The following is a 19600-nucleotide window of genomic DNA, read 5'->3' as shown; positions in this document are numbered from 1 at the left end:
ATGTCTATGATGTTGAATAGTATGCAAGGAAAAGAATGGAACAGAATGCTGAGGTGGGGATTTTGGAGAAAGTCAGAAAAGAGCCTGTAAAGGTTTCACTGAAAGAAAATATAGAATATCTTAAAGAAGCACTTGGAGTTGAAAAAAGCTTTGATGTGATTCAGCTGGATGTTGAATATGCAGAAAGGGAAATGGCTCTATATCTTGTAGATGGCTTTGTAAAAGACGATATATTGCACTATCTGATGAAAATGCTTGCTGGATTGGATGCAGGCCAGCTGGAAGGGGATACACTTTCCCGGTTAATAAAAACGTATATACCCTACGTAGAGGTTGAAACCACTGATGATCTGGATAAAGTTGTGGATATGGTGCTGGCTGGTCCGACTGCTTTAGTTGTGGATGGTGTCGATGAAGTGATTCTCATTGATGCCCGTACATATCCGGTAAGAGGCCCGCAGGAGCCTGATATCGAACGTGTTGTCCGCGGTTCAAGGGATGGGTTTGTAGAAACACTTGTTTTTAATACTGCTTTAACGAGGAGAAGAATAAGAGACCGGACACTTCGCATGGAATATATGCAAGTGGGAAGACGTTCTAAAACAGATATTGTTGTCAGTTATATTGAAGACATTGCCGATCCTGAAATGGTTAAAAAAATAAAGGAATCAATTTCTAAGATTGACACTGATGGATTGCCAATGGCCGAAAAATCAATAGAGGAATTCATTTCCGGCCGGCATTGGAATCCCTACCCGATGGTAAGGTATACCGAAAGGCCTGATACAGCAGCAACCCATCTTTATGAAGGGCATGTATGCATTATCGTCGATGGTTCGCCCAGTGTGATCATAACACCGACAACCTTCTGGCATCACCTGCAGCATGCTGAGGAATACCGTAATAAGCCCCTTGTAGGTGCATATTTGCGATTTGTCCGATTTTTGGCTGTCTGGGCCTCCATTTTTCTTTTGCCTTTATGGTACTTATTTGCAATACAGCCACAGCTGCTGCCTGATGCATTATCATATATCGGGCCGAATGAAACAGGACAGCTGCCATTAGTCATTCAGTTCCTTATGATAGAGCTCGGTTTGGATATGCTGAGGATGGCCGCGATCCATACCCCATCCGCGCTGGCCACTGCACTCGGACTGGTAGCTGCACTGATGATTGGACAGGTAGCTGTTGAAGTTGGATTGTTCATTAATGAAGTAATTCTTTATTTAGCAATAGCAGCAATTGGAACATTTTCAACACCAAGCTATGAAATGAGCCTGGCCAACAGGCTGATAAGAATCGCCTTGCTGATTGCAACAAGTATTTTCCATACTTATGGATATGTAGCTGGCATCATGCTGCTGATAATCATGCTGGCAAGAATGAAGTCTTTTGGAGTGCCATACCTGTGGCCATTCATCCCTTTCAATTTGAGAGCATTCAGGGATGTATTGCTCAGATCGCCAATACCATTGAAGAACAGGCGGCCGCGTTTTCTGCATCCAAAAGATCCAGATCGCTAAATCTAAAAAATCCCTCACTGGCTGCTGTGCCGGGAAGGGGTTTTTTAGATTAGCCCAGGAATCTTATTTATTTGCGGGAGCTTGTCCATCTTGAGAAGGTTGGAAATTTAGATTATACTTTATTGAGGTATAAACTTATCGATAGGGCAGAGGTACAGAATGAAAACCATTTATGATATACAGCAATTTCTTAAGAAATATGGGACAATCATCTACATAGGGGATCGTGAAGCTGATTTGGAGCTTATGGCTGCAGAATTAAAAGAGCTATATGATTCTCAGCTTATTGATGTGAAAGATTACCAGAGCAGCATCTTGATTTTACGGACTGAAATTCAGAATCTTAAAGAGAAAAAATAGACAGAAAAGGTGATGGAGTTTGGCAGAAAAATGGCTGGTTGGGGTAGATTTAGGCGGAACAACTACAAAACTTGCTTTTATCAACTACTATGGGGAAATCATTCATAAATGGGAAATTCCCACTGACAATAGTGAAGAAGGAAAAAATATTACGATAAATATAGCTAAAGCCATCGATCTTAAATTGGAGGAACTGGATTTAAGCAAGGATAAAATCATCGCCATTGGCATGGGGGCTCCAGGTCCTGTAAATCTGGCAACAGGTGTTGTATATAACACTGTTAATTTAGGATGGAAAGATAATTACCCTCTGAAGGATTTGCTTGAAGTGGAAACATCCCTTCCAGTCATCATTGATAATGATGCTAACTGCGCGGCTCTGGGCGAAATGTGGAAGGGAGCCGGAAATGGCGCTAAAGATCTTGTATGTGTAACACTTGGCACAGGTGTCGGCGGCGGCGTAATAGCCAACGGAGATATTGTGCAGGGAGTCAGCGGAGCTGCAGGTGAAATTGGCCACATTACTTCCGTTCCTTTTGACGGAGCTCAATGCAATTGCGGAAAAACGGGCTGCCTTGAAACAATAGCATCAGCTACAGGCATTGTCCGGCAGGCTCTTGAAAACCTAAAATCGGGTGGAGAAGGGGTTCTTTCCAATTTGTATAAGGAAAATGGGTTAATCACCGCAAAAGATGTTTTTGATTCGGCAAGGAATGGGGATGAAGCATCTCTTCTGGTTGTCAATGAAACAGCTATGCACCTTGGATTGGCATTGGCAAATATTGCAAATACCTTAAATCCGGAAAAAATAGTATTAGGCGGAGGAGTATCTAAAGCAGGGGATGTCCTGCTGAAGCCTGTTATTGAAAACTTCGTTAAATTTGCGTTTCCAGGAGTGAGGGATTCTACAGTCATTGATATTGCGACTTTGGGCAATGATGCCGGCGTAATTGGAGCAGCCTGGCTTGCTAAAAATAAATAAATTGAGTAAAAGTACCTGATTGCTTGCAGGTGCTTTTTTCATTGCTCAAAACAGTGAGAGTCTTTAGACACTGCGGAATCCTTTTTCATATCTGCAATTCAAATTTACACAGGTAAACAGTCATTTTTTTTTCTTTTTTTCATAAAATTGAAATGATGGAAAGGGGGATAAAGATGAAAGTCAAAGTCCGGTCCGGAGACTCCTTATGGTATTACAGTCAGCTCTTTATGGTGCCAGTCAATCTCATTGCTGATTCCAATCCCGGTGTTAATCCTGCATCGCTGCAGATAGGCCAGGAAATTAATATTCCCGGCTTTACATTGCAAAATTATACGGTTAGACCAGGAGACACCTTTTGGAAGCTGAGTTCTTCCCGAAACCTTTCTGTAGATGCTGTTCTCCTGGTGAATCAATCCCTTAATCCCACCAGTCTGGCCACAGGTGGAGCCATAAAGCTGCCAAGGAGGGTAATATCTCCAATTGTATCAGGCAGGAGAAATTATGACTATAAAGCTTTAACAGCTGATATTTCCATGCTGTCAGATATTTATCCATTTATAAAGGTAAATACAATTGGCCGAAGTGTCCTTGGGAAGCCAATTCAGGAGATACGCCTGGGAAAAGGGAATAAGAAAGTGCAAATTAATGCATCATTTCATGCAAACGAATGGATTACCACCCCTATATTAATGGCTTTGCTGAACAGCTTTCTCTTATCCATAACAAATGTCCGGCCGATAAGAGGGATTTCTACAATGCCTTTATATAATTCCGTTGACCTTTCCATAGTTCCAATGGTGAACCCAGATGGAGTAGATCTCGTCTTAAATGGGCCACCACCAGAACTCTCGGAAGAAGTGATAGCTATAAATAGAGGAAGCACTGATTTTTCAGGCTGGAAGGCTAATATTAGGGGTGTTGATTTAAATAATCAGTTTCCTGCCAAATGGGATTTTGAGAAAGAGAGAACTGAACAAAATGCCCCTGCACCAAGAGATTATCTTGGGGAAGCCCCGTTAACGGAACCAGAAGCCATCGCAATGGCGGAACTGGCAAGAGATAATCAATTCGATCGAATGCTTGCCTTCCATACACAAGGAGCAGAATTTTATTGGGGATACGAGGGATTGGAGCCGCCGGAATCACAGGTGCTCGCGCTTGAGTTCGAACGTGTCAGCGGGTATAAGGCAGTTCAATTCATTGATAGTTTTGCGGGTTATAAGGATTGGTTCATACAGGAGTTCCGGAGACCGGGATTCACAATTGAACTTGGAAGAGGCATCAATCCGCTGCCCCTGTCACAATATGATGATATTTATGAAGAAGTGCTGGGCATTTTTCTTGCATCGCTTTATATGTGAAAAAATAACCTTGAAAATGTTTCTATATTGTATTTTAATCAAACAGACATTAAAATAACTATCATACTAACTTCACAAAGCCAATAGTTCGATGATAACCAGCCGATTTTCCAAATCGAAGACGGAAAAACGGCTTTTTCCTATTAAACACATTTATTCTATTATTTTTGAAACATTTTCATGCTGTTTACGTACTTATATTTAAGGAGAAAAGGAGGTGCGGATGTGTTGAACACTCAATCTACATATCAAGGGAAGTTTCTTTTTTTATTTTTTATTCTGATGGTTTCACTATTTTTAATAACCGGCTGTGTAAAGCCGGAAAAAGCTGAGATGAAGCAGAAGAAGAATCAAGAAATTGAAATCTCTGAATCGTCCGCACCACCTGATAATGCTGAAAATAAGAGTGTTAAGCCTATCCGGATTAAAGAAGGGGAATTTCAGGGAGCAAATGGCTGGCTCAGCGATAACAAAATTGTTTACACTGTAAATGAGGGAGCAGCTTCCAGGGTTTTTTCCTATAACCTCTTTTCAGGCGATCAAAATCTGCTCTATGAAAGTTCACATCCGATTGCTTCCGTAACGGTCAGCCCAGCTGGCAAATACATTCTGATTCGAACGTCACCAGGCACCTATGAAGGAACTTTAACCGTTATAAAAGCAAATGGTAAAGCTGTTTGGGAGAAAAATATTTCAGGCTTTGACTTCGCTGTTGAGTGGAACCCTTATCATGAAGAATCATTATTAATTGCTTCATTTACTGAAGACTGGGATTTTACTTCCTACCATATCGACATTGCAAAAGGTACATCAGAAGAATTAAACTTAAGGGAGCCTTTTGCCAAATGGGGGGATTCAAATCATCTTTTCTTCCTTGATTGGGACAATGAAAATCCGTCACTTTTTGCACCGCTGGTTAAACAATCTATTGAAGGAAATAATGAAACCCAGGTTGAGACAGACATTTTTCAATTCGATTCGGCCAAAGACAGGTTCATGACCATCACTGTGCCAGCAGATCAGTCAGACCAGGCTATGTATACTTTTATGGATAATGATTTCAGGAAGTTATCTTCAATCTCAGTACCTCATTTGACAAGGTTTTCGGATTGGCTGGTACCGTATTATGACTGGACTCCTCAGGGAATCATAACTTTTCAGCCGTTGTATAGCGCTGAAAGTGATATGTATGCAGGCGGATTTCAGCTTATATCAGTTGACAGTGAAACAGGAGATAAGGAAGTGCTTCTGGAAGATATGGAAAATGCGCCGCTCAGCTGCTCACCCAATGGTACAGCCTGTTTAGCGGGTTTTTATCTCGAAGAATTAATAATGACCGACAGAAGAGAAGTCTTTCGGTTAATAGAACATAATGATAAATCAAGTTAGATAAAGGAGTAAAAATATGGCTATTGCAGACGTTACAGTCATTCCAATTGGAACCGAAACGCCAAGTGTCAGCAGTTATGTGGCAGACATTCAGCGTGTATTAAAAAAATATGAAGAAAGCGGCAGAATCCGATTTCAGCTGACACCCATGAATACTATTATTGAAGGGGAGCTTCCTGATTTGTTTGAGGTCATCCAGGCAATGCATGAAGTCCCTTTTGAAAAAGGCCTAATGAGGGTGGCGACCAATATTCGCATTGATGACAGACGTGATGTTAAAAGGAAAATGGAAGAAAAGGTACAAAGGGTTGAAAGTCAGTTAAATGGCTAAAAATAAAAGGGCTGCCCATTGAGGGAAGCCCTTTTATTTCTTTAAGATTGAAGCCTAGTGAACAGCAGGATATCCACTGTTAATTATGGTCATTACAGAGAACCATCCGAAAACGGCAAGTGTTCCTACAGCAAAAACCAAGCCAAGGAAGTTCTTGTTTTTCAGTGCGCTAAACGCACCAAAAGCTGCAAGAACTGCGACTAATGCAAAAATGATTGGTAGTCCCATTAAAACAGCCCCCTTTATTTCGTGATCAGCAGGCAAAAGCCAGATCAAAATCATTCTTCAGGTTATATACCCATTATGTAAAACCCAAGTATATACATTCGTCCTTTATTTTATATTTTTTTCTTCTATTTGTCGAGGTCTAAAAATGACACTTGTATGTCATATGCTTCAGCAATGCCGTTTATTAAATCCTTTAAGTGAAGTTCTGAAAAATAAACCAATGGCATTTCTTCTTCTTTTGCCGTAAAGACTAAATGTTCCTGAAATTGATAGACAGCCATCCGTATATCTTCCGCACTGCCCCCGGTTATAGTAAAGGCGCTAAGGAGCTCAGTGTACAAGCAGAATCCGCTGTCTGTTTCTACGGCAAAGTCATCAAAAGTTTCTCCCTTTACACCAGATTTTATGTAACAGAGGGTAAAAAATTCTTCGAACAGCCCGGCTTCGGCAAGTATACTTCTTGTAAATTCTGCATAAGCCATCTGCTCAAACAGAAAAGTGCTCTGCTGAAAATCGAACAGTTCAGTCTCTTTTTTTATTAGATCCATGAATTCGGGCACATCTTGAATAATATAGCTGGCTTCAACGCCATAAAGGGTTTTCATCTTATTCTCCTTTTGCAGATTTAAGGCATTCCATTCTGATATAGTGTAAAATAATAAACAATTAATCCAACACTGGGAGGTGTAAGCAATGGAATGGAATCAGATCCCTCTTGGCCCATTGCAAACAAACTGTTATGTTCTTTCAAATAAAAATAAAGATTGTTTAATCTTCGATCCGGGTGAAGAGAGCAGAAAACTAAGCGGTATTATTGAGCAAAAGGGACTAAATCCTTTAGCTGTAATTCTTACTCATGCCCACTTTGATCATATTGGCGCTGTAGACGAAATACGAGATGCATTTTCTATTCCTGTATACATACATGAAAAAGAAGCAGCGTGGCTTCCAGATCCAGCCTTAAACGGTTCTCACCTTTTCAAAATAGGCAAGCTTATAAAAGCAAGGACCGCCGACCATATTATAACAGGGGAACAAGAGTTGAGCATAGGTGAATTTAATTTGAAAATTCTAGAGACGCCAGGCCATTCTCCCGGCAGTATTTCGCTGTATTTTAAAGATGCTGATCTCGTGGTTGCCGGTGATGCGTTATTCAGCGGGAGCATCGGACGCACAGATCTGCCGGGCGGCAATCATCAGCAGCTTCTTGAAAGTATACATAATAAGCTCTTAACATTGCCTGAAGAAACAGAGGTACTGCCCGGACATGGACCGGTTACGACAATTGGACAGGAAATGGATTCCAATCCATTCCTGAATGGGTTCTGAATGAAAAATAGAAAAGCCCTTCTCCAATGAGAAGGGCTTTTCTGGGGGATGTTTTATTCATATAAAATGGGAGGGGATATAGTTAAGCTACTACCCTAACAATATAACAGAGAAAACACTATGTCAATAGTGAAAACAGTGATCAAAACAGAAGAGCTGGCTGTATCCAATAAGCTAGAATTTTTTATAAAAGGGAGTTCTTATGCGGGATTTTTTTATGAATTTTATAAAAAATACTCCTCAACAAATGATCAGCTATGCTGAATATATCCAGCAGGCTCTGTATCATTCCGAATATGGTTATTATATGAAAAATACACCAAAAATTGGGCCTGAAGGAGATTTTATAACAAGCAGCAACATTTCTGATATATATGGAAGGACCATTTCAAAGTGGTTTTTTCAGAAGGCGAAGGAGTATAAGCTGCCTTTTCAGGTCTGCGAAATAGGGGGCGGAAATGGGCGTTTCGCCAGAGCTTTCATTGATGAATGGAATCTTATTGCTGATGAAGAGCTTCATTACTGCATTCTTGAAACAAGCCCCTATCATAGGAAGCTGCAGCAGGAACAGATTGCATTTTCTGATCATATCAGGCAAATAGTTAGCTGGGATGAAATTACCCCTTTTTGCGGCATGATTTTTTCAAATGAGCTGTTTGATGCCTTGCCCGTACATGTGGTTGAAAAAAGGAATGATCAATTGCATGAAATTATGGTAACCATAAAAGAAGGGGAGCTTGCAGAGAAAGCTGTGCCATTAACAAATGGAGATATTTGCTTATTTCTTGAAGAAAGCGATTTGTCACTTAGCAATGGCCAAAGAATTGAAATTCCTCTGCAGATGGAACAGATGATCCAGAGCTTGTCTGCTGCTTTGGATAAAGGCATTGTATTGACTGCCGATTATGGATATACAGATGGGGAATGGCAAGAGCCGATGAGAAGGGATGGAAGTCTCAGAGGTTATTACAAGCATTCTTTAATCAATAATGTACTGGAGCACCCAGGAGAGATGGATATAACCAGCCATATCCACTTCGATTCCCTGATCCGCATGGGAGAAAAGGAAGGGCTGAATTTCCAATTTAAAATGAGGCAGGACGAATTTTTGCTGTCTGCAGGCATTTTACAGGATCTTGAAGATCATTATGATCCTAACCCGTTTTCTCCTATCAGCAAAAGAAACCGGGCAATCAGAAGTCTGATTATGCCTTCAGGCATGAGTACAGCATTTCATCTGGTACTTCAGGCAAAGAAAATATGAGAAAAATAAAAAAGCGATGGATTCATCGCTTTTTTATATCGGCTGTTAGTGGCCGCCCGCGCCAGGAGTCATCATAAATGTTGACCAATAAGTGAAGCCTACGAAGAAAACGGTTAAGTATGCTCCAAAAACATAAATATACATACGTTCGGAAAGCTTTAAGTAGCTTAAAAGCAGGAAAAATCCTGTTTGGCCGAAGAAAATCAAGGACGTTGTATACATATCGCCAAGGTAAAACATAACGGCGAAAATTCCCGTCCAGAAGCCTAATACTCTGTACATACGATCCATATGTATCCCTCCTTTTACCCTTACAAGTCCATCACTACAATATTATAAAGTAAATGCTCAATAAAAGTAAATAATGGTTTCAAAATAGTCCAGAAAAGAACAGGAAAAAACGTTATGCTTTTTGAGCTTGTTTTTGCCCGGTTCTTTTTCAGGGTGTTCTTTAGTTCCCAACAATTGCATGGTAGGAGCATGCTTCACACCCAGTCAGCATATTTTGCTTTTCCACCAGCTGAATAGAATCAAACAAACTTTCAAACATACCCTTCAAATATTCATAATGCATATTGCACACAGGCTCTGCGTGCCGAGCTGCAACCTCTTTAAATGGGCAATTATATATTTGGAAATAGATAATGGTCTTTTCGTCATTTGCATCAAATTCAGGGTGAAAGCCTGACATATCAGCAGCATGCTTTAGGATGTTTAATTTCTGGTCAAAGGTAAGTTTTTCTGTGCCTGCAAATCTTTTAAGCTCTTGCTGGATCAGTTCTCTGCCAAATTTCTTTCCTGTCAAATATAGTGCCGTTCTGCCTTCTTCACCTAACTCCAGCATTGTCTCCATGGCTATTTTGGCAAGCATCTGATAATCCCTGTAAGGAAAATACAGCTGAATTACATCATCAGATAACCGATATAACCGGCTTGGCCTTCCGCCTTTGCCTGTTTTTTTTGTTTCAGATACAAGCATATTGACATCTTCGAGCTTGGATAAATGCAATCTTGCAACATTGGGATGAATGCTGAAATTATCTGCAATCTCCTGTACGGTCACATCTTTATGTCTTTTCGTAATGTATTGATAAATATAATAGCGGGTTGGATCGGATAACACATTAGTTATTTTTAATGTTTGCTCCATTTATTGTCACCTCAAAAGGGTAAATTATTCCCGAGGTCATCAGCTGTCATTTATATGATTGAGCTGGCGCCTTCCTGGCCTGCTTCCATTATAATACAGTCAATTGAGGTTAACACTGTAATCACTATAAGTTTAGAAAATGTTCACAAATGAAGTTTAATTACTTATACAATAATGTATACATTACTTATACAAATAATGTGCAATGAGTGTGGAAATACTAAATTTGTGAGGTGAAGAGGTATGAGCCAATTGACATTTTTCACATATCCCAGCTGTACTTCCTGCAGAAAGACAAAAAAATGGCTGACAGCACATTCATTTGATTTTGAAGAAAGGCATCTCTTCAGGGAGACTCCATCACCAGGAGAATTACTAAAAATCCTTTCCTTAACAACAAGCGGACTTGACGAGCTGCTAGCGACCGCAGCCAAACCTTCAAAAAACTGGAACAGAACCTTGAGGAATTATCTTTATCGGAAGTGGTGCAAATGGTAATTAAGGAGCCAAAACTGCTGAGGAGGCCGATACTGACAAACGGAGATAAAATTGTCATAGGCTATAATCCGGATGCATTTAAGAAGATTGCGAAATAGATTTTAAGAGGAATGCGAATATAATGCGCATTCTCTTTTTTTGAAGTGAAAAAGGAAGGAACATCTGGTGTCCTTCCATGATTACTGGGCTAGCAGGATTCGAACCTGCGCATGACGGAGTCAAAGTCCGGTGCCTTACCGCTTGGCTATAGCCCATCGATTCATTTGGTACACTTTTAGTATGAAAAGAATGAAATAATTTATTCACAAATTCGTCAAAAAGTATTGCCGGAATATGGAGGTAATGCTCGGGATTAGTCGAATAATAATCTATAACAATTGAAAAAGGTGGTGCAAAAGTAGTTGAGTTTAATTGAAAGAATGGCAGAAAGGATTATTAAAGACGCAGTCAGAAGCCATGCTTCCGACATCCACATTATTCCCCGAAAAAAAGACACACTGATTCAGCTGAGGTTCGGCAGCCAATTGACCCCCAGGCTGTATCTCCCCAAAGAAGAGTGCGACAGACTGATTTCTCATTTTAAATTTACTGCTTCGATGGACATTGGTGAAAAGAGGCGGCCGCAAAGCGGTGCCTATTCTCTGGAAGTAGATGGACAAATGATTGGACTGCGATTTTCAACCCTCCCATCAAGCCACAGTGAAAGCCTCGTTATCAGAATTTTGCCCCAGCAGGAACAAATTCCTTTTTTTCAAATCAGCCTTTTTCCAGACATGACCAGAAAAATGCTTGCATTACTGAAGCATGCTCATGGATTAATTATTTTCACAGGCCCAACCGGAAGCGGAAAAACCACAACATTGTATTCTCTGCTGAATGAAACCTCCCATATGTTCCATCGCAATGTGATCACCCTGGAAGATCCGATTGAAAAAGAGAATGACTTGGTCCTTCAAGTTCAAGTCAATGAGAAAGCGGGCGTATCTTATTCCGCAGGCTTGAAGGCAATCCTTCGCCATGACCCCGATATCATTATGGTGGGTGAAATCAGGGATGCTGAAACTGCGAAAATTGCAGTTAGAGCAGCGCTCACAGGTCACCTTGTGTTAAGCACGATGCATACTCGGGATGCTCAGGGGGCTGTATATCGTTTAGCTGAGTTTGGGGTGAATATGATGGAAATTGAGCAGACCCTAGTGGCTGTCACGGCTCAGCGTCTTGTCGAATTGAATTGCCCATATTGTGAAGGGGAATGTTCTCCATTCTGCTATGGATACGGCAGATGGAAAAGGGCAAGTGTTTTTGAACTTCTTGCAGGAAAAGCGCTTAATGCCTCCATAAAGAAGGCAAGAGGTGAAATCAGCCTTGTTAAGTATCGCACTCTTAAAGAGGTAATAACTAAAGGGATTGTTCTTGGATACATAAAGGAAACTGAGTACAGCAGGTGGGTGCACGACAATGCAGAAACATAAATGGACCATTCAAGAACAGGGTTTGTTTCTGAAAAATACAGGTGAACTGCTGTCCAGAGGGTACCCTTTATCTGAGGCACTGGAATCACTGATGCATCAGCTGCCGCCAAAAAGAAAACATGAAATCAGCCAGTGCCTCTCTCAGTTGAAAGAAGGCTTTCCTTTTTATCAAATCCTTGCAGACATGAACTTTAATAAAAATCTGATTGGCTATGTTTATTTTGCTGAACAGCATGGTGGCCTTGCTTCCGCATTTCTTGAAGGAAGCGAAATGGTGCTGAGAAAAGGAAAGGACATTGAAAAATTGCAAAAACTGATGGCCTATCCTATTTTCCTGATGTTCATTACCGCATTCCTATTTGTTTTCGTTGATAAAGTCCTGCTGCCCCGTTTCTCTTCCTTATTCGTTTCCATGCACCTTCAGCCAAATTTCTTCACAAAAGCCGTATATTTGATTGGGGACCTTCTCCCATTGTTCATTCTGATTGTACTCGTCGTTTTAGTCACTTTGCTTATATACTATTTTTTTAGATTCAGAAAACTTTCCCCTATCCAGCAAAAGAAAGTCATGGTAAAAATTCCCGCAGGAGGCCATTTTCTTCGCCTTTACTACACTCATTTCTTTGCTGTACAGCTCAGTCACCTTTTAAATGGCGGCCTATCCATACATGAGGCGTTTAGTCTTTTTGAGAAAAATGATAAGCAGCCTTTTTACAGTGCCCTCGGTGAAGCCGTGAAAATCAAACTCCGTGAGGGGAATAGGCTTGAGGATATACTAATGAGATATCCTTTTTTTGAAAGGGAATTGGCCAATATTATAATACATGGTCAAAAAAATGGCAGGCTGGACCAGGAATTATCTTTTTTCAGCAGTCACTGCCTAAAAAAATTGGAGGAAAAGACAGAAAAACTCCTAAAAATGATTCAGCCTATTTTATATATATTTATTGGGTTTTTAATTGTCTCAATGTATTTGGCGGTTCTGCTGCCTATGTTTCATCTATTGGAGGGATTTTAATGAAATGGCGCATAGTAAAGAACAATGACAAAGGGTTCACGCTCATTGAAATGATGATTGTTTTATTGGTGATTTCGGTGCTTTTGATCATCACCATTCCGAATGTAACGAAACACAATTCTAAAATAAACAGCAAGGGATGCGATGCGTTTGTTAAAATGGTGCAGGCCCAGGTTCAGGCATATGAAATTGACCATAAAGAGCTTCCTTCGGATATACAGGATTTAGTGGATGCTGAATACCTCAATGCTGAAACCACTTCTTGTCCAAATGGAGATGCCATTAAGATTTCTGCAGAGGGGAAGGTTGAATCTGCAGGATCATGATAAAAAACAAAGAAGGCTTTACATTTATAGAGACTCTATTCATTTTCAGTATTTTCCTTATTATTGCCACGATTACAGCTGTCCTTCTAAAACCGCAATTCCTCTATCTTGAAAAGATGATGTTCTTTTCCCAATTTAAGTCTGACCTGCTTTATGCCCAAAACTATGCCATAACACATCAGACAGATGTAGCTATTCAAATTGTTCCCGAGGAGAACCGGTATTTTGCTCAGGTAAAGCTTGTTGCTGATCCTATCATCAGCAGAGAATATCCGGGAATCATTGAGATTAAGGAGGGTACCATGCCATTGTTTTTTCTATATGGGCCAGGCGGTATTACAAATAAATTCGGTACCTTCTATGTCAAAGCAGACAATGAACAATACAAAATTACCTTTTTAATCGGAAGAGGGAGATTTTATGTGGAGAAGGAATGAAGGCTTCTTTTTGGCAGAGCTCTTGCTGTCTTTATCAGGAATGCTGCTTGCAGCGGGCATAATGTTTCCTCTTGTCATTAAAGCTATTGAACATTCTGAAGAGGTAAAACAGGATTACGACAGCACACAGCTGCTTTATGAGAGTCTTCAGCAGGCAGCCTGGGAAGGGAGTTTTCCTGAGGGGAAGATTATAAAAAAAAATCAAACCGTCTATGAAATATTCCCTAAAGAAAACCCAGGATTGAGGGAGGTTTGTATAAAATATGAAAATATACGTGATAGACCGAAAGAAAAGTGTGAAGTACTTCAATAATAATGGATTTACCATGCTTGAAATGCTGTTTGCATTTTCAATATTCTTAATGATCGTTACCTTTTTGCCGGTCAGCTTTAATTTCCTCTTTCAGGACTGGAAAATGGAAGCAAGGACACAAAGACTTGAATGGCATGTATTTATCAATCAGCTCAAAAAAGAGATCAGACTTGCTGATTCTGCAGATATTTCACCTGTTTCCATTGTATTAACGATAGACGGGAAAAGCGTGATTTATGAAAAATATGGTTCCAATTTGAGGAGACGAGTGGATATGAAAGGCCATGAAATTGTCCTGCAGAAACTTGATAGAATAACATTCAGTTCCATTAATGGCGGAATTGTAATAAATGTATCGGATAGTTTTGATCAGGAGCATTCGGCCTGTCTTTATTACCTGAGGAATATGGAGGATATTGATGTACCATAATCAGGAGGGATTTTCTTACCCTCTTACTTTAACAATCATTCTGGCTGCACTCTTTCTACTTACGATTCAATTAGATCAGTTTATTTCTGAGAAAAGGATAGTGAATCAGGCTGAAACCGTCATGATGCAGGAGTATTACTTATTGTGTTCCTTAAAAAAAACTGAAAAAATGCTTAGCGAAAATATAGACCAGGATAAGTCAGGAATTTTTTCGTTTAGAAATGGATCTGTTTCATATGAAATCTCACCAGTGGCAACAAGCATAATTCAAATTACCCTCAAAACCAAAATTGGCTCTGATAAGGAAATTTCCGGATATGCTTATTATGACAAAGATCTGCAAAAAATGATAAAATGGATTGAAAAAAACTGAGTGGGGATAAAGATGAAGCCAATTTACTTAATCGGATTCATGGGTGCCGGCAAAACAACAATTGGAAAAGAGCTTGCATCCTGCTTAAATCAGGAAGTAATCGATACAGATGAAGAAATAGTTAAGCGGGAGAAGAAAAATATTAATGATATTTTTGAAGAGCATGGAGAAGGATACTTCAGAAATCTTGAAACGCTTATATTAAATGAATTTGATAATAGAGCAGGAATTGTTACTACTGGCGGGGGAATTGTGGTGAAGCCTGAAAACAGAAAAATGCTGAATGAAAAAGGAATCGTTTTCTTCCTTTATGCATCGCCGGATGAAATATTTAAACGGATTGAAAATGATCATTCCAGACCGCTGCTGAAAGGCGATAAAAAAAAGCTGATACAGGAACTTTATGAAAAAAGGATGCCGCTTTATAAAGAAACCGCCCATGTGGTCATTGATACCACTAATAAAGATAAAGCAGAAATAATTCAAGAAATAATAGATGGTTTAGGTTGAAAAATCGTTGGACATACTTGTAAATGATAAATAGCAAGCTGTAATTGCAATGTGAAGAAAAAGGCAGGTATGATAAATGAAATCCAACGATTATGTAAAGTATCTAACACAGACAGTAGTAAAATATATAGATCAGCCCAAAGATGAAAGAAAACGGCATAGAACACAGAAAAAGGACATGAAGGAGCCGTTTTTATTCAGGTGGTTTGGCATGTTTTCATATCTTTTCTATTTGGGCATGAGAAGAAAAAAGCATAAATAGACTTCATGCAAAAAACCGGCAATGTCTGCCGGTTTTTTGTGTGATATCATACTGCGCTGTCTGTCAGATAAAAGAGGCCTCCATTTATTATAGAGATATTAATCTTTGGCTCATATTGCTCTTGAAGGGCTGCTTTCTCGTTTTCATAGCTTTCTCCCTTTTCTTCTGCATCTTCATAAAAATGTTCAAGAAGGTTGAGATCTTTTTGCCAGCGCTTACGGGCTTCATCAGCCCATACATGTTCTTCTTGCTCAATTTCGGACTTTATGAAATTAGCTACCCTGAATACACCGCTCCCCGGCATAATGAGCGGAGACAGAGTGAAAGAGTAGTCGGGAATCTTTGGTGTAAGGCTCATGCCAAGCAACCTGTCATGAAAGCTTTCGACCATTTGCCCATTTATTAATTGGAGGCCGATGGATTTAAAGACATCTCTTTTTCGGTCGCATTGATAAGATACGCGGACGTTCATTCCCAGCCATGGCCTTAATGGAACCTGCATTCCTGGTGCCTGCCGGTGGTTTTCATATAATCGTATATAGCCTGCCAGGTTACGGGCTGAATCAAAGATCTGGTGAAGTCTGGGAGAGCCAAAATGAACGACTTCCCCCTTAATATGCGCAGGGGCGAGCTGCTGGTTGGTAATAAGTGTAAGCTGCATGGGGTTAGGAACTCCGCCTGTTTTTTCGAGATAATGCCAATAAAAGGGGCGATTCATTAATTCCTTATCCAAATCAATCGTCAGTTGTACGGTTATATACCCCGGACCTTTAGCAATTATTTCGCATCCATTTGCGTGAAAATACCTTTCAAGGAATTTATGAATTTCCTGTTGCTGCATTCAGTCCACCTTCTTTCATATCCTCAGCAAATTGAATCATGCTCGTCAGATTCTCCATTTTGATTCGCATTTCACCTTCTGAAGCTGATCTTCCGAAAATATCAACAAGGTGATCGTCAATACTTCCAAATTCTAGTTTTGTTAAAATATCATCCAGATCACCTATGACTTTTTCAAAAAGATGTATTTTCTCGTATAAAAGCTTCATTACATGTTCTTCGACTGTATCTTTCGTGGCAAAATTATAAATCATGACATCCTTTTCCTGGCCAAGACGATGGATACGTCCTATCCTTTGTTCAAGACGCATTGGATTCCATGGTAGATCGAAATTAATGATATGATTGCAGAACTGCAGGTTTATCCCTTCTCCTCCTGCTTCTGTTGCAATCAGGACTTGAGCATTCTTTTGGAAAAGCTCCCTCATCCAGTCCTTTTTGCCCCTTTTAAATCCACCCCTGAAGGGCACAGATGTAATACCATATTGTTTTAAAAACCACTGAAGATACATTTGTGTTGCTCTGTATTCAGTAAAGATTATGACCTTGTCATTTATAGCCTGTATTAATTCCAGCGCTTTTTGAGCTTTGGAATTTTGCTGGACAGCTTCAACTTTTTTAACAAGGTACTGTATTTGTTCCTGAAAAGCTATTGAGGGCTGATCCTGTCTTTTTAGCATATTCTGAAGAGTAAAATAGACAGCTTCCCTGCTGCTGCACGCCTCTCTTTGCAGGGTCATCACTGAAAATTGGCTCGAACTGATCCAGTCACCTTCCCCCCGCATCTCTGTTACAGCGCTATAAAGCTCGCGCTCAGCCTCTGAAAATTCAATCGGTATTGTTTCCACATGTCTTTTGGTCCATTCAATTCCTGTATCTGCCCTGCGGTTGCGGATCATGACTTTGTTTACGAGTTCTTTTAGATGTGCATCATCATTTAAAGAACGCGAGTCTTTTTTGTAATTCTCATAAAAGGCTGATTCATTGCCCAGATGGCCAGGTTTGAGCAAAGACACAAGGTTAAATATCTCACTGATGCGATTCTGAATGGGTGTAGCAGTTAAAAGAAGGCAAAACTTCTTTTTAAGGTTTTGTACAAACTCATAGTTTTTGGTTTTATTATTTTTAAGCTTGTGAGCTTCGTCTATAATGATCAGATCATAATCCAGGCTGTAAATGATGTCCCGATGGGGATTGCGTTTGGCTGTATCAATGGATGATACCACTACATCGCATTGTTCCCATACATAGCTTTTTCGCTGTGCCACAGCCGGAATGAAAAATTTGCTGTTGAGCTCCAGGGCCCACTGTGAAACGAGGGAAGCAGGAACGAGTATAAGGACTTTTTTTACGAGTCCCCTGATCATATATTCCTTTAATATCAGACCAGCTTCAATCGTTTTGCCGAGACCGACCTCATCAGCAAGGATCGCTTTGCCGTTCATGCTTTCTACAACCTGCTTGGCTACCTCCAGCTGATGGGGGAGGGGAGTAAGGTTCGGCAGATGCTTTGGAGCCTGAAGGCCTTCAAAATCAGGAATAGTCGTGTGGTTTTCAACCTCTACAGCCAGTTTATATAGCTCCCAGTTTCCCCATGGGCCGTCGTCATCAATTCTTTTTAAGAATTCATCCTGCCAGGCAGAATCAAAGCCAATTTGCACTGTCATAAAAACAGCTCCTTTTATCTATATAAAGATATTGCCCAAACCTTGTTAAGGTGGTACGATGTTAATAGCTTTGAAAGTTTAGAAAGTTAACACATTACATTTAGTTAACCGAAATAATGGATTCTTTATTTTTTCTGTTTGGTATAAGTATGACCAACTTGGAAAATTTTATAAATGCGAATGACAACAAGGGGAGAGACTACATTTGTAGCGCCGAAGGAGCAAGCATAATCTGTGAATCTCTCAGGCAAAAGAACTCTTGTTTGACGCAGCTCTGGAGAGTGCTTTTTAATAAGCCACCCAAGGGGAAAGCCGGTTTCGGTAAACTTTCAGGTGCAAGGACAGAGATCTTCTCATAATTGAGGGGATACTCTGTCCTTTTTTATGTTCCTACAACTAACTTCAAAAGATATAAGGGGGACGAGTAAATGTCACAGTTAAAACGCACGCCTTTATTCGAGGTGTACAAAGATTACGGAGCAAAAACCATCGACTTCGGAGGCTGGGACCTTCCTGTTCAATTTTCAAGCATTAAAGAAGAACATGAAGCAGTCCGTACAAAAGCCGGCCTTTTTGATGTATCCCATATGGGTGAAATCGAAGTGAAGGGGACGGACAGCCTTAAATACCTTCAAAAAATGATGACGAACGATATTTCCAAATTAAAGAACTCAGGTGCTCAATATACAGCCATGTGTTATGAGAATGGCGGAACTGTTGATGATTTACTTGTCTATAAAATAGAGGATGACCACTATTTGCTGGTTGTAAATGCCTCCAATATTGAAAAGGACTTCAACTGGCTTCAGGACCATGCTGAAGGGAATGTGGAATTGAAAAACCTTTCTGAAGATATGGCACAGCTGGCGATTCAGGGGCCGCTTGCAGAAAAAGTGCTCCAAAAGCTTGCTGGCACGAACCTGGCAGATATCGGATTTTTCAAATTCCAGCAGGATGTCGATCTGAATGGCAAGAAAGCGCTGGTCTCCAGAACAGGATATACAGGAGAAGACGGATTTGAAGTTTACTGTGATGCCAAAGATGCAGCCGCATTATGGAATGAAATCCTTGAAGCAGGCAAAGAAGAAGGCGTGCTCCCATGCGGCCTTGGTGCAAGGGATACCCTTCGCTTTGAAGCTAATCTGGCACTCTATGGCCAGGAGCTCTCACCTGATATCACACCGCTTGAGGCAGGAATCGGCTTTGCTGTAAAAGTCAATAAAGAAGCTGAATTTATCGGCAAAGAAGTGCTTAAGAATCAAAAAGAAAATGGGGTTCCGCGCAAGCTGGCTGGAATTGAAATGATTGACCGCGGCATTCCGCGCCATGGCTATCCAGTATATAAAGGGGAAGAACTGATCGGGGAAGTGACAACAGGCACCCAATCTCCGACATTAAAAAAGAACATTGGCCTTGTTCTTATCAAGAAAGAGCATGCGGAGCCGGAAACTGAATTAGAAGTGGAAATTCGCGGCAAACGACTGAAGGCTAAGATTGCAGCAACACCTTTTTATAAAAGAGAAAAGAACTAACCGGG

The 19600-nt window shown here is 40.4% G+C and carries 24 protein-coding genes, 1 tRNA gene, 1 pseudogene and 1 riboswitch; of the genes and pseudogenes, 19 read left to right on the top strand and 7 right to left on the bottom strand.

From position 1 onward, the window contains the following. The first annotated feature begins 35 nt into the window (after nucleotides 1-35). The 6 genes from ACXAD1_RS18040 to ACXAD1_RS18015 all read left to right on the top strand — a co-directional run bounded on the left by ACXAD1_RS18040 (nucleotide 36) and on the right by ACXAD1_RS18015 (nucleotide 5946). Nucleotides 36-1523 carry a spore germination protein gene (locus ACXAD1_RS18040; RefSeq protein WP_244671127.1) on the top strand — a complete coding sequence of 496 codons (1488 nt, stop codon included), beginning with the start codon at nucleotides 36-38 and terminating at the stop codon, nucleotides 1521-1523. Nucleotides 1524-1682: 159 nt separating this feature from the next. Beyond that, the gene (locus ACXAD1_RS18035) at nucleotides 1683-1883 is read left to right on the top strand and encodes a YqgQ family protein (RefSeq protein WP_206838724.1); all 201 of its coding nucleotides are present in this window, start codon (nucleotides 1683-1685) and stop codon (nucleotides 1881-1883) included. 19 nt (nucleotides 1884-1902) lie between these two features. Further along, nucleotides 1903-2865, top strand: a complete 963-nt coding sequence (locus ACXAD1_RS18030) for an ROK family glucokinase (RefSeq protein WP_206838723.1) — start codon at nucleotides 1903-1905, stop codon at nucleotides 2863-2865. A gap of 173 nt (nucleotides 2866-3038) precedes the next feature. Further along, nucleotides 3039-4226: a M14 family metallopeptidase gene (locus ACXAD1_RS18025; RefSeq protein ID WP_206838722.1), complete on the top strand. Its 1188-nt coding sequence runs from the start codon at nucleotides 3039-3041 to the stop codon at nucleotides 4224-4226. Between the two features lie 225 nt (nucleotides 4227-4451). Then, nucleotides 4452-5615: a YqgU-like beta propeller domain-containing protein gene (locus tag ACXAD1_RS18020; RefSeq protein ID WP_474910689.1), complete on the top strand. Its 1164-nt coding sequence runs from the start codon at nucleotides 4452-4454 to the stop codon at nucleotides 5613-5615. Between the two features lie 16 nt (nucleotides 5616-5631). After that, on the top strand, nucleotides 5632-5946 hold the full coding sequence (locus ACXAD1_RS18015) for an MTH1187 family thiamine-binding protein (protein WP_370222062.1): 315 nt from the start codon (nucleotides 5632-5634) through the stop codon (nucleotides 5944-5946). A 54-nt stretch (nucleotides 5947-6000) separates the two neighbouring features. Here ACXAD1_RS18015 and ACXAD1_RS18010 read toward each other — a convergent pair whose 3' ends face one another. After that, nucleotides 6001-6174, bottom strand: a complete 174-nt coding sequence (locus ACXAD1_RS18010) for a DUF2759 domain-containing protein (protein WP_009332942.1) — start codon at nucleotides 6172-6174, stop codon at nucleotides 6001-6003. Between the two features lie 125 nt (nucleotides 6175-6299). After that, nucleotides 6300-6779 carry a hypothetical protein gene (locus ACXAD1_RS18005; protein ID WP_474910688.1) on the bottom strand — a complete coding sequence of 160 codons (480 nt, stop codon included), beginning with the start codon at nucleotides 6777-6779 and terminating at the stop codon, nucleotides 6300-6302. 88 nt (nucleotides 6780-6867) lie between these two features. Between ACXAD1_RS18005 and ACXAD1_RS18000 the strand changes: the two genes are divergently transcribed. After that, nucleotides 6868-7503, top strand: a complete 636-nt coding sequence (locus tag ACXAD1_RS18000; protein WP_370222058.1) for an MBL fold metallo-hydrolase — start codon at nucleotides 6868-6870, stop codon at nucleotides 7501-7503. Nucleotides 7504-7705: 202 nt separating this feature from the next. Further along, a complete protein-coding gene (locus ACXAD1_RS17995) occupies nucleotides 7706-8767 on the top strand; it encodes a class I SAM-dependent methyltransferase (RefSeq protein ID WP_474910687.1) in 1062 nt (353 codons plus the stop codon). A 45-nt stretch (nucleotides 8768-8812) separates the two neighbouring features. Here ACXAD1_RS17995 and ACXAD1_RS17990 read toward each other — a convergent pair whose 3' ends face one another. Both ACXAD1_RS17990 and ACXAD1_RS17985 read right to left on the bottom strand, forming a co-directional pair. Beyond that, a complete protein-coding gene (locus ACXAD1_RS17990; protein WP_009332938.1) occupies nucleotides 8813-9058 on the bottom strand; it encodes a DUF2626 domain-containing protein in 246 nt (81 codons plus the stop codon). A 160-nt stretch (nucleotides 9059-9218) separates the two neighbouring features. Continuing rightward, entirely contained in the window at nucleotides 9219-9917 is a 699-nt protein-coding gene (locus tag ACXAD1_RS17985; protein ID WP_206838690.1) for a helix-turn-helix transcriptional regulator, read from the bottom strand. A gap of 243 nt (nucleotides 9918-10160) precedes the next feature. Between ACXAD1_RS17985 and ACXAD1_RS17980 the strand changes: the two are divergent. Next, a pseudogene (locus tag ACXAD1_RS17980) lies at nucleotides 10161-10513 on the top strand (Spx/MgsR family RNA polymerase-binding regulatory protein). Between the two features lie 84 nt (nucleotides 10514-10597). On the opposite strand, the gene ACXAD1_RS17975 reads toward ACXAD1_RS17980, so the two are convergent. Then, a tRNA-Gln gene (locus ACXAD1_RS17975) sits at nucleotides 10598-10669 on the bottom strand. A gap of 147 nt (nucleotides 10670-10816) precedes the next feature. Between ACXAD1_RS17975 and comGA the strand changes: the two genes are divergently transcribed. The 9 genes from comGA (at nucleotide 10817) to ACXAD1_RS17930 (ending at nucleotide 15556) form a co-directional block, all read left to right on the top strand. Continuing rightward, on the top strand, nucleotides 10817-11887 hold the full coding sequence (comGA, locus tag ACXAD1_RS17970; RefSeq protein WP_474910686.1) for a competence type IV pilus ATPase ComGA: 1071 nt from the start codon (nucleotides 10817-10819) through the stop codon (nucleotides 11885-11887). After that, entirely contained in the window at nucleotides 11874-12905 is a 1032-nt protein-coding gene (gene comGB / locus ACXAD1_RS17965; RefSeq protein ID WP_206838554.1) for a competence type IV pilus assembly protein ComGB, read from the top strand. The genes comGA and comGB overlap by 14 nt, the downstream gene beginning before the upstream one ends. Further along, nucleotides 12905-13231, top strand: coding sequence for a competence type IV pilus major pilin ComGC (gene comGC, locus ACXAD1_RS17960; RefSeq protein ID WP_206838552.1), 327 nt, complete (start codon nucleotides 12905-12907; stop codon nucleotides 13229-13231). The genes comGB and comGC overlap by 1 nt, the downstream gene beginning before the upstream one ends. Further along, the gene (gene comGD, locus ACXAD1_RS17955) at nucleotides 13228-13668 is read left to right on the top strand and encodes a competence type IV pilus minor pilin ComGD (RefSeq protein WP_370221966.1); all 441 of its coding nucleotides are present in this window, start codon (nucleotides 13228-13230) and stop codon (nucleotides 13666-13668) included. The genes comGC and comGD overlap by 4 nt, the downstream gene beginning before the upstream one ends. Further along, nucleotides 13652-13981 carry a phosphatase gene (locus ACXAD1_RS17950; protein ID WP_206838548.1) on the top strand — a complete coding sequence of 110 codons (330 nt, stop codon included), beginning with the start codon at nucleotides 13652-13654 and terminating at the stop codon, nucleotides 13979-13981. Before comGD ends, ACXAD1_RS17950 begins: the two co-directional genes overlap by 17 nt. Then, nucleotides 13932-14411, top strand: coding sequence for a competence type IV pilus minor pilin ComGF (gene comGF, locus ACXAD1_RS17945; protein ID WP_244671124.1), 480 nt, complete (start codon nucleotides 13932-13934; stop codon nucleotides 14409-14411). The genes ACXAD1_RS17950 and comGF overlap by 50 nt, the downstream gene beginning before the upstream one ends. Continuing rightward, a complete protein-coding gene (gene comGG / locus ACXAD1_RS17940; protein WP_370221964.1) occupies nucleotides 14401-14784 on the top strand; it encodes a competence type IV pilus minor pilin ComGG in 384 nt (127 codons plus the stop codon). The genes comGF and comGG overlap by 11 nt, the downstream gene beginning before the upstream one ends. Nucleotides 14785-14796: 12 nt before the next feature. Continuing rightward, on the top strand, nucleotides 14797-15294 hold the full coding sequence (locus ACXAD1_RS17935; protein WP_206838544.1) for a shikimate kinase: 498 nt from the start codon (nucleotides 14797-14799) through the stop codon (nucleotides 15292-15294). Between the two features lie 76 nt (nucleotides 15295-15370). Beyond that, nucleotides 15371-15556, top strand: coding sequence for a YqzE family protein (locus tag ACXAD1_RS17930; RefSeq protein ID WP_370221962.1), 186 nt, complete (start codon nucleotides 15371-15373; stop codon nucleotides 15554-15556). Between the two features lie 46 nt (nucleotides 15557-15602). On the opposite strand, the gene ACXAD1_RS17925 is transcribed toward ACXAD1_RS17930, so the two are convergent. Next, the gene (locus ACXAD1_RS17925; protein WP_206838541.1) at nucleotides 15603-16397 is read right to left on the bottom strand and encodes a YqhG family protein; all 795 of its coding nucleotides are present in this window, start codon (nucleotides 16395-16397) and stop codon (nucleotides 15603-15605) included. Beyond that, complete coding sequence (locus ACXAD1_RS17920) at nucleotides 16375-18063, bottom strand: DEAD/DEAH box helicase (protein ID WP_474910685.1); 1689 nt, start codon at nucleotides 18061-18063, stop codon at nucleotides 16375-16377. The genes ACXAD1_RS17925 and ACXAD1_RS17920 overlap by 23 nt, the downstream gene beginning before the upstream one ends. 180 nt (nucleotides 18064-18243) lie before the next feature. Next, a riboswitch (glycine riboswitch) is annotated at nucleotides 18244-18332 on the top strand. A 159-nt stretch (nucleotides 18333-18491) separates the two neighbouring features. On the opposite strand from ACXAD1_RS17920, the gene gcvT reads away from it, so the two are divergent. Then, nucleotides 18492-19595, top strand: a complete 1104-nt coding sequence (gcvT, locus tag ACXAD1_RS17915; RefSeq protein ID WP_206838536.1) for a glycine cleavage system aminomethyltransferase GcvT — start codon at nucleotides 18492-18494, stop codon at nucleotides 19593-19595. The last annotated feature ends 5 nt before the right edge of the window (nucleotides 19596-19600 follow it).

It is taken from the genome of Cytobacillus sp. ABV4_503 (assembly GCF_056158445.1).
The sequence above is the reverse complement of the archived record's forward strand: the minus strand, read 5'-3'. Positions and strand labels throughout refer to the sequence as shown.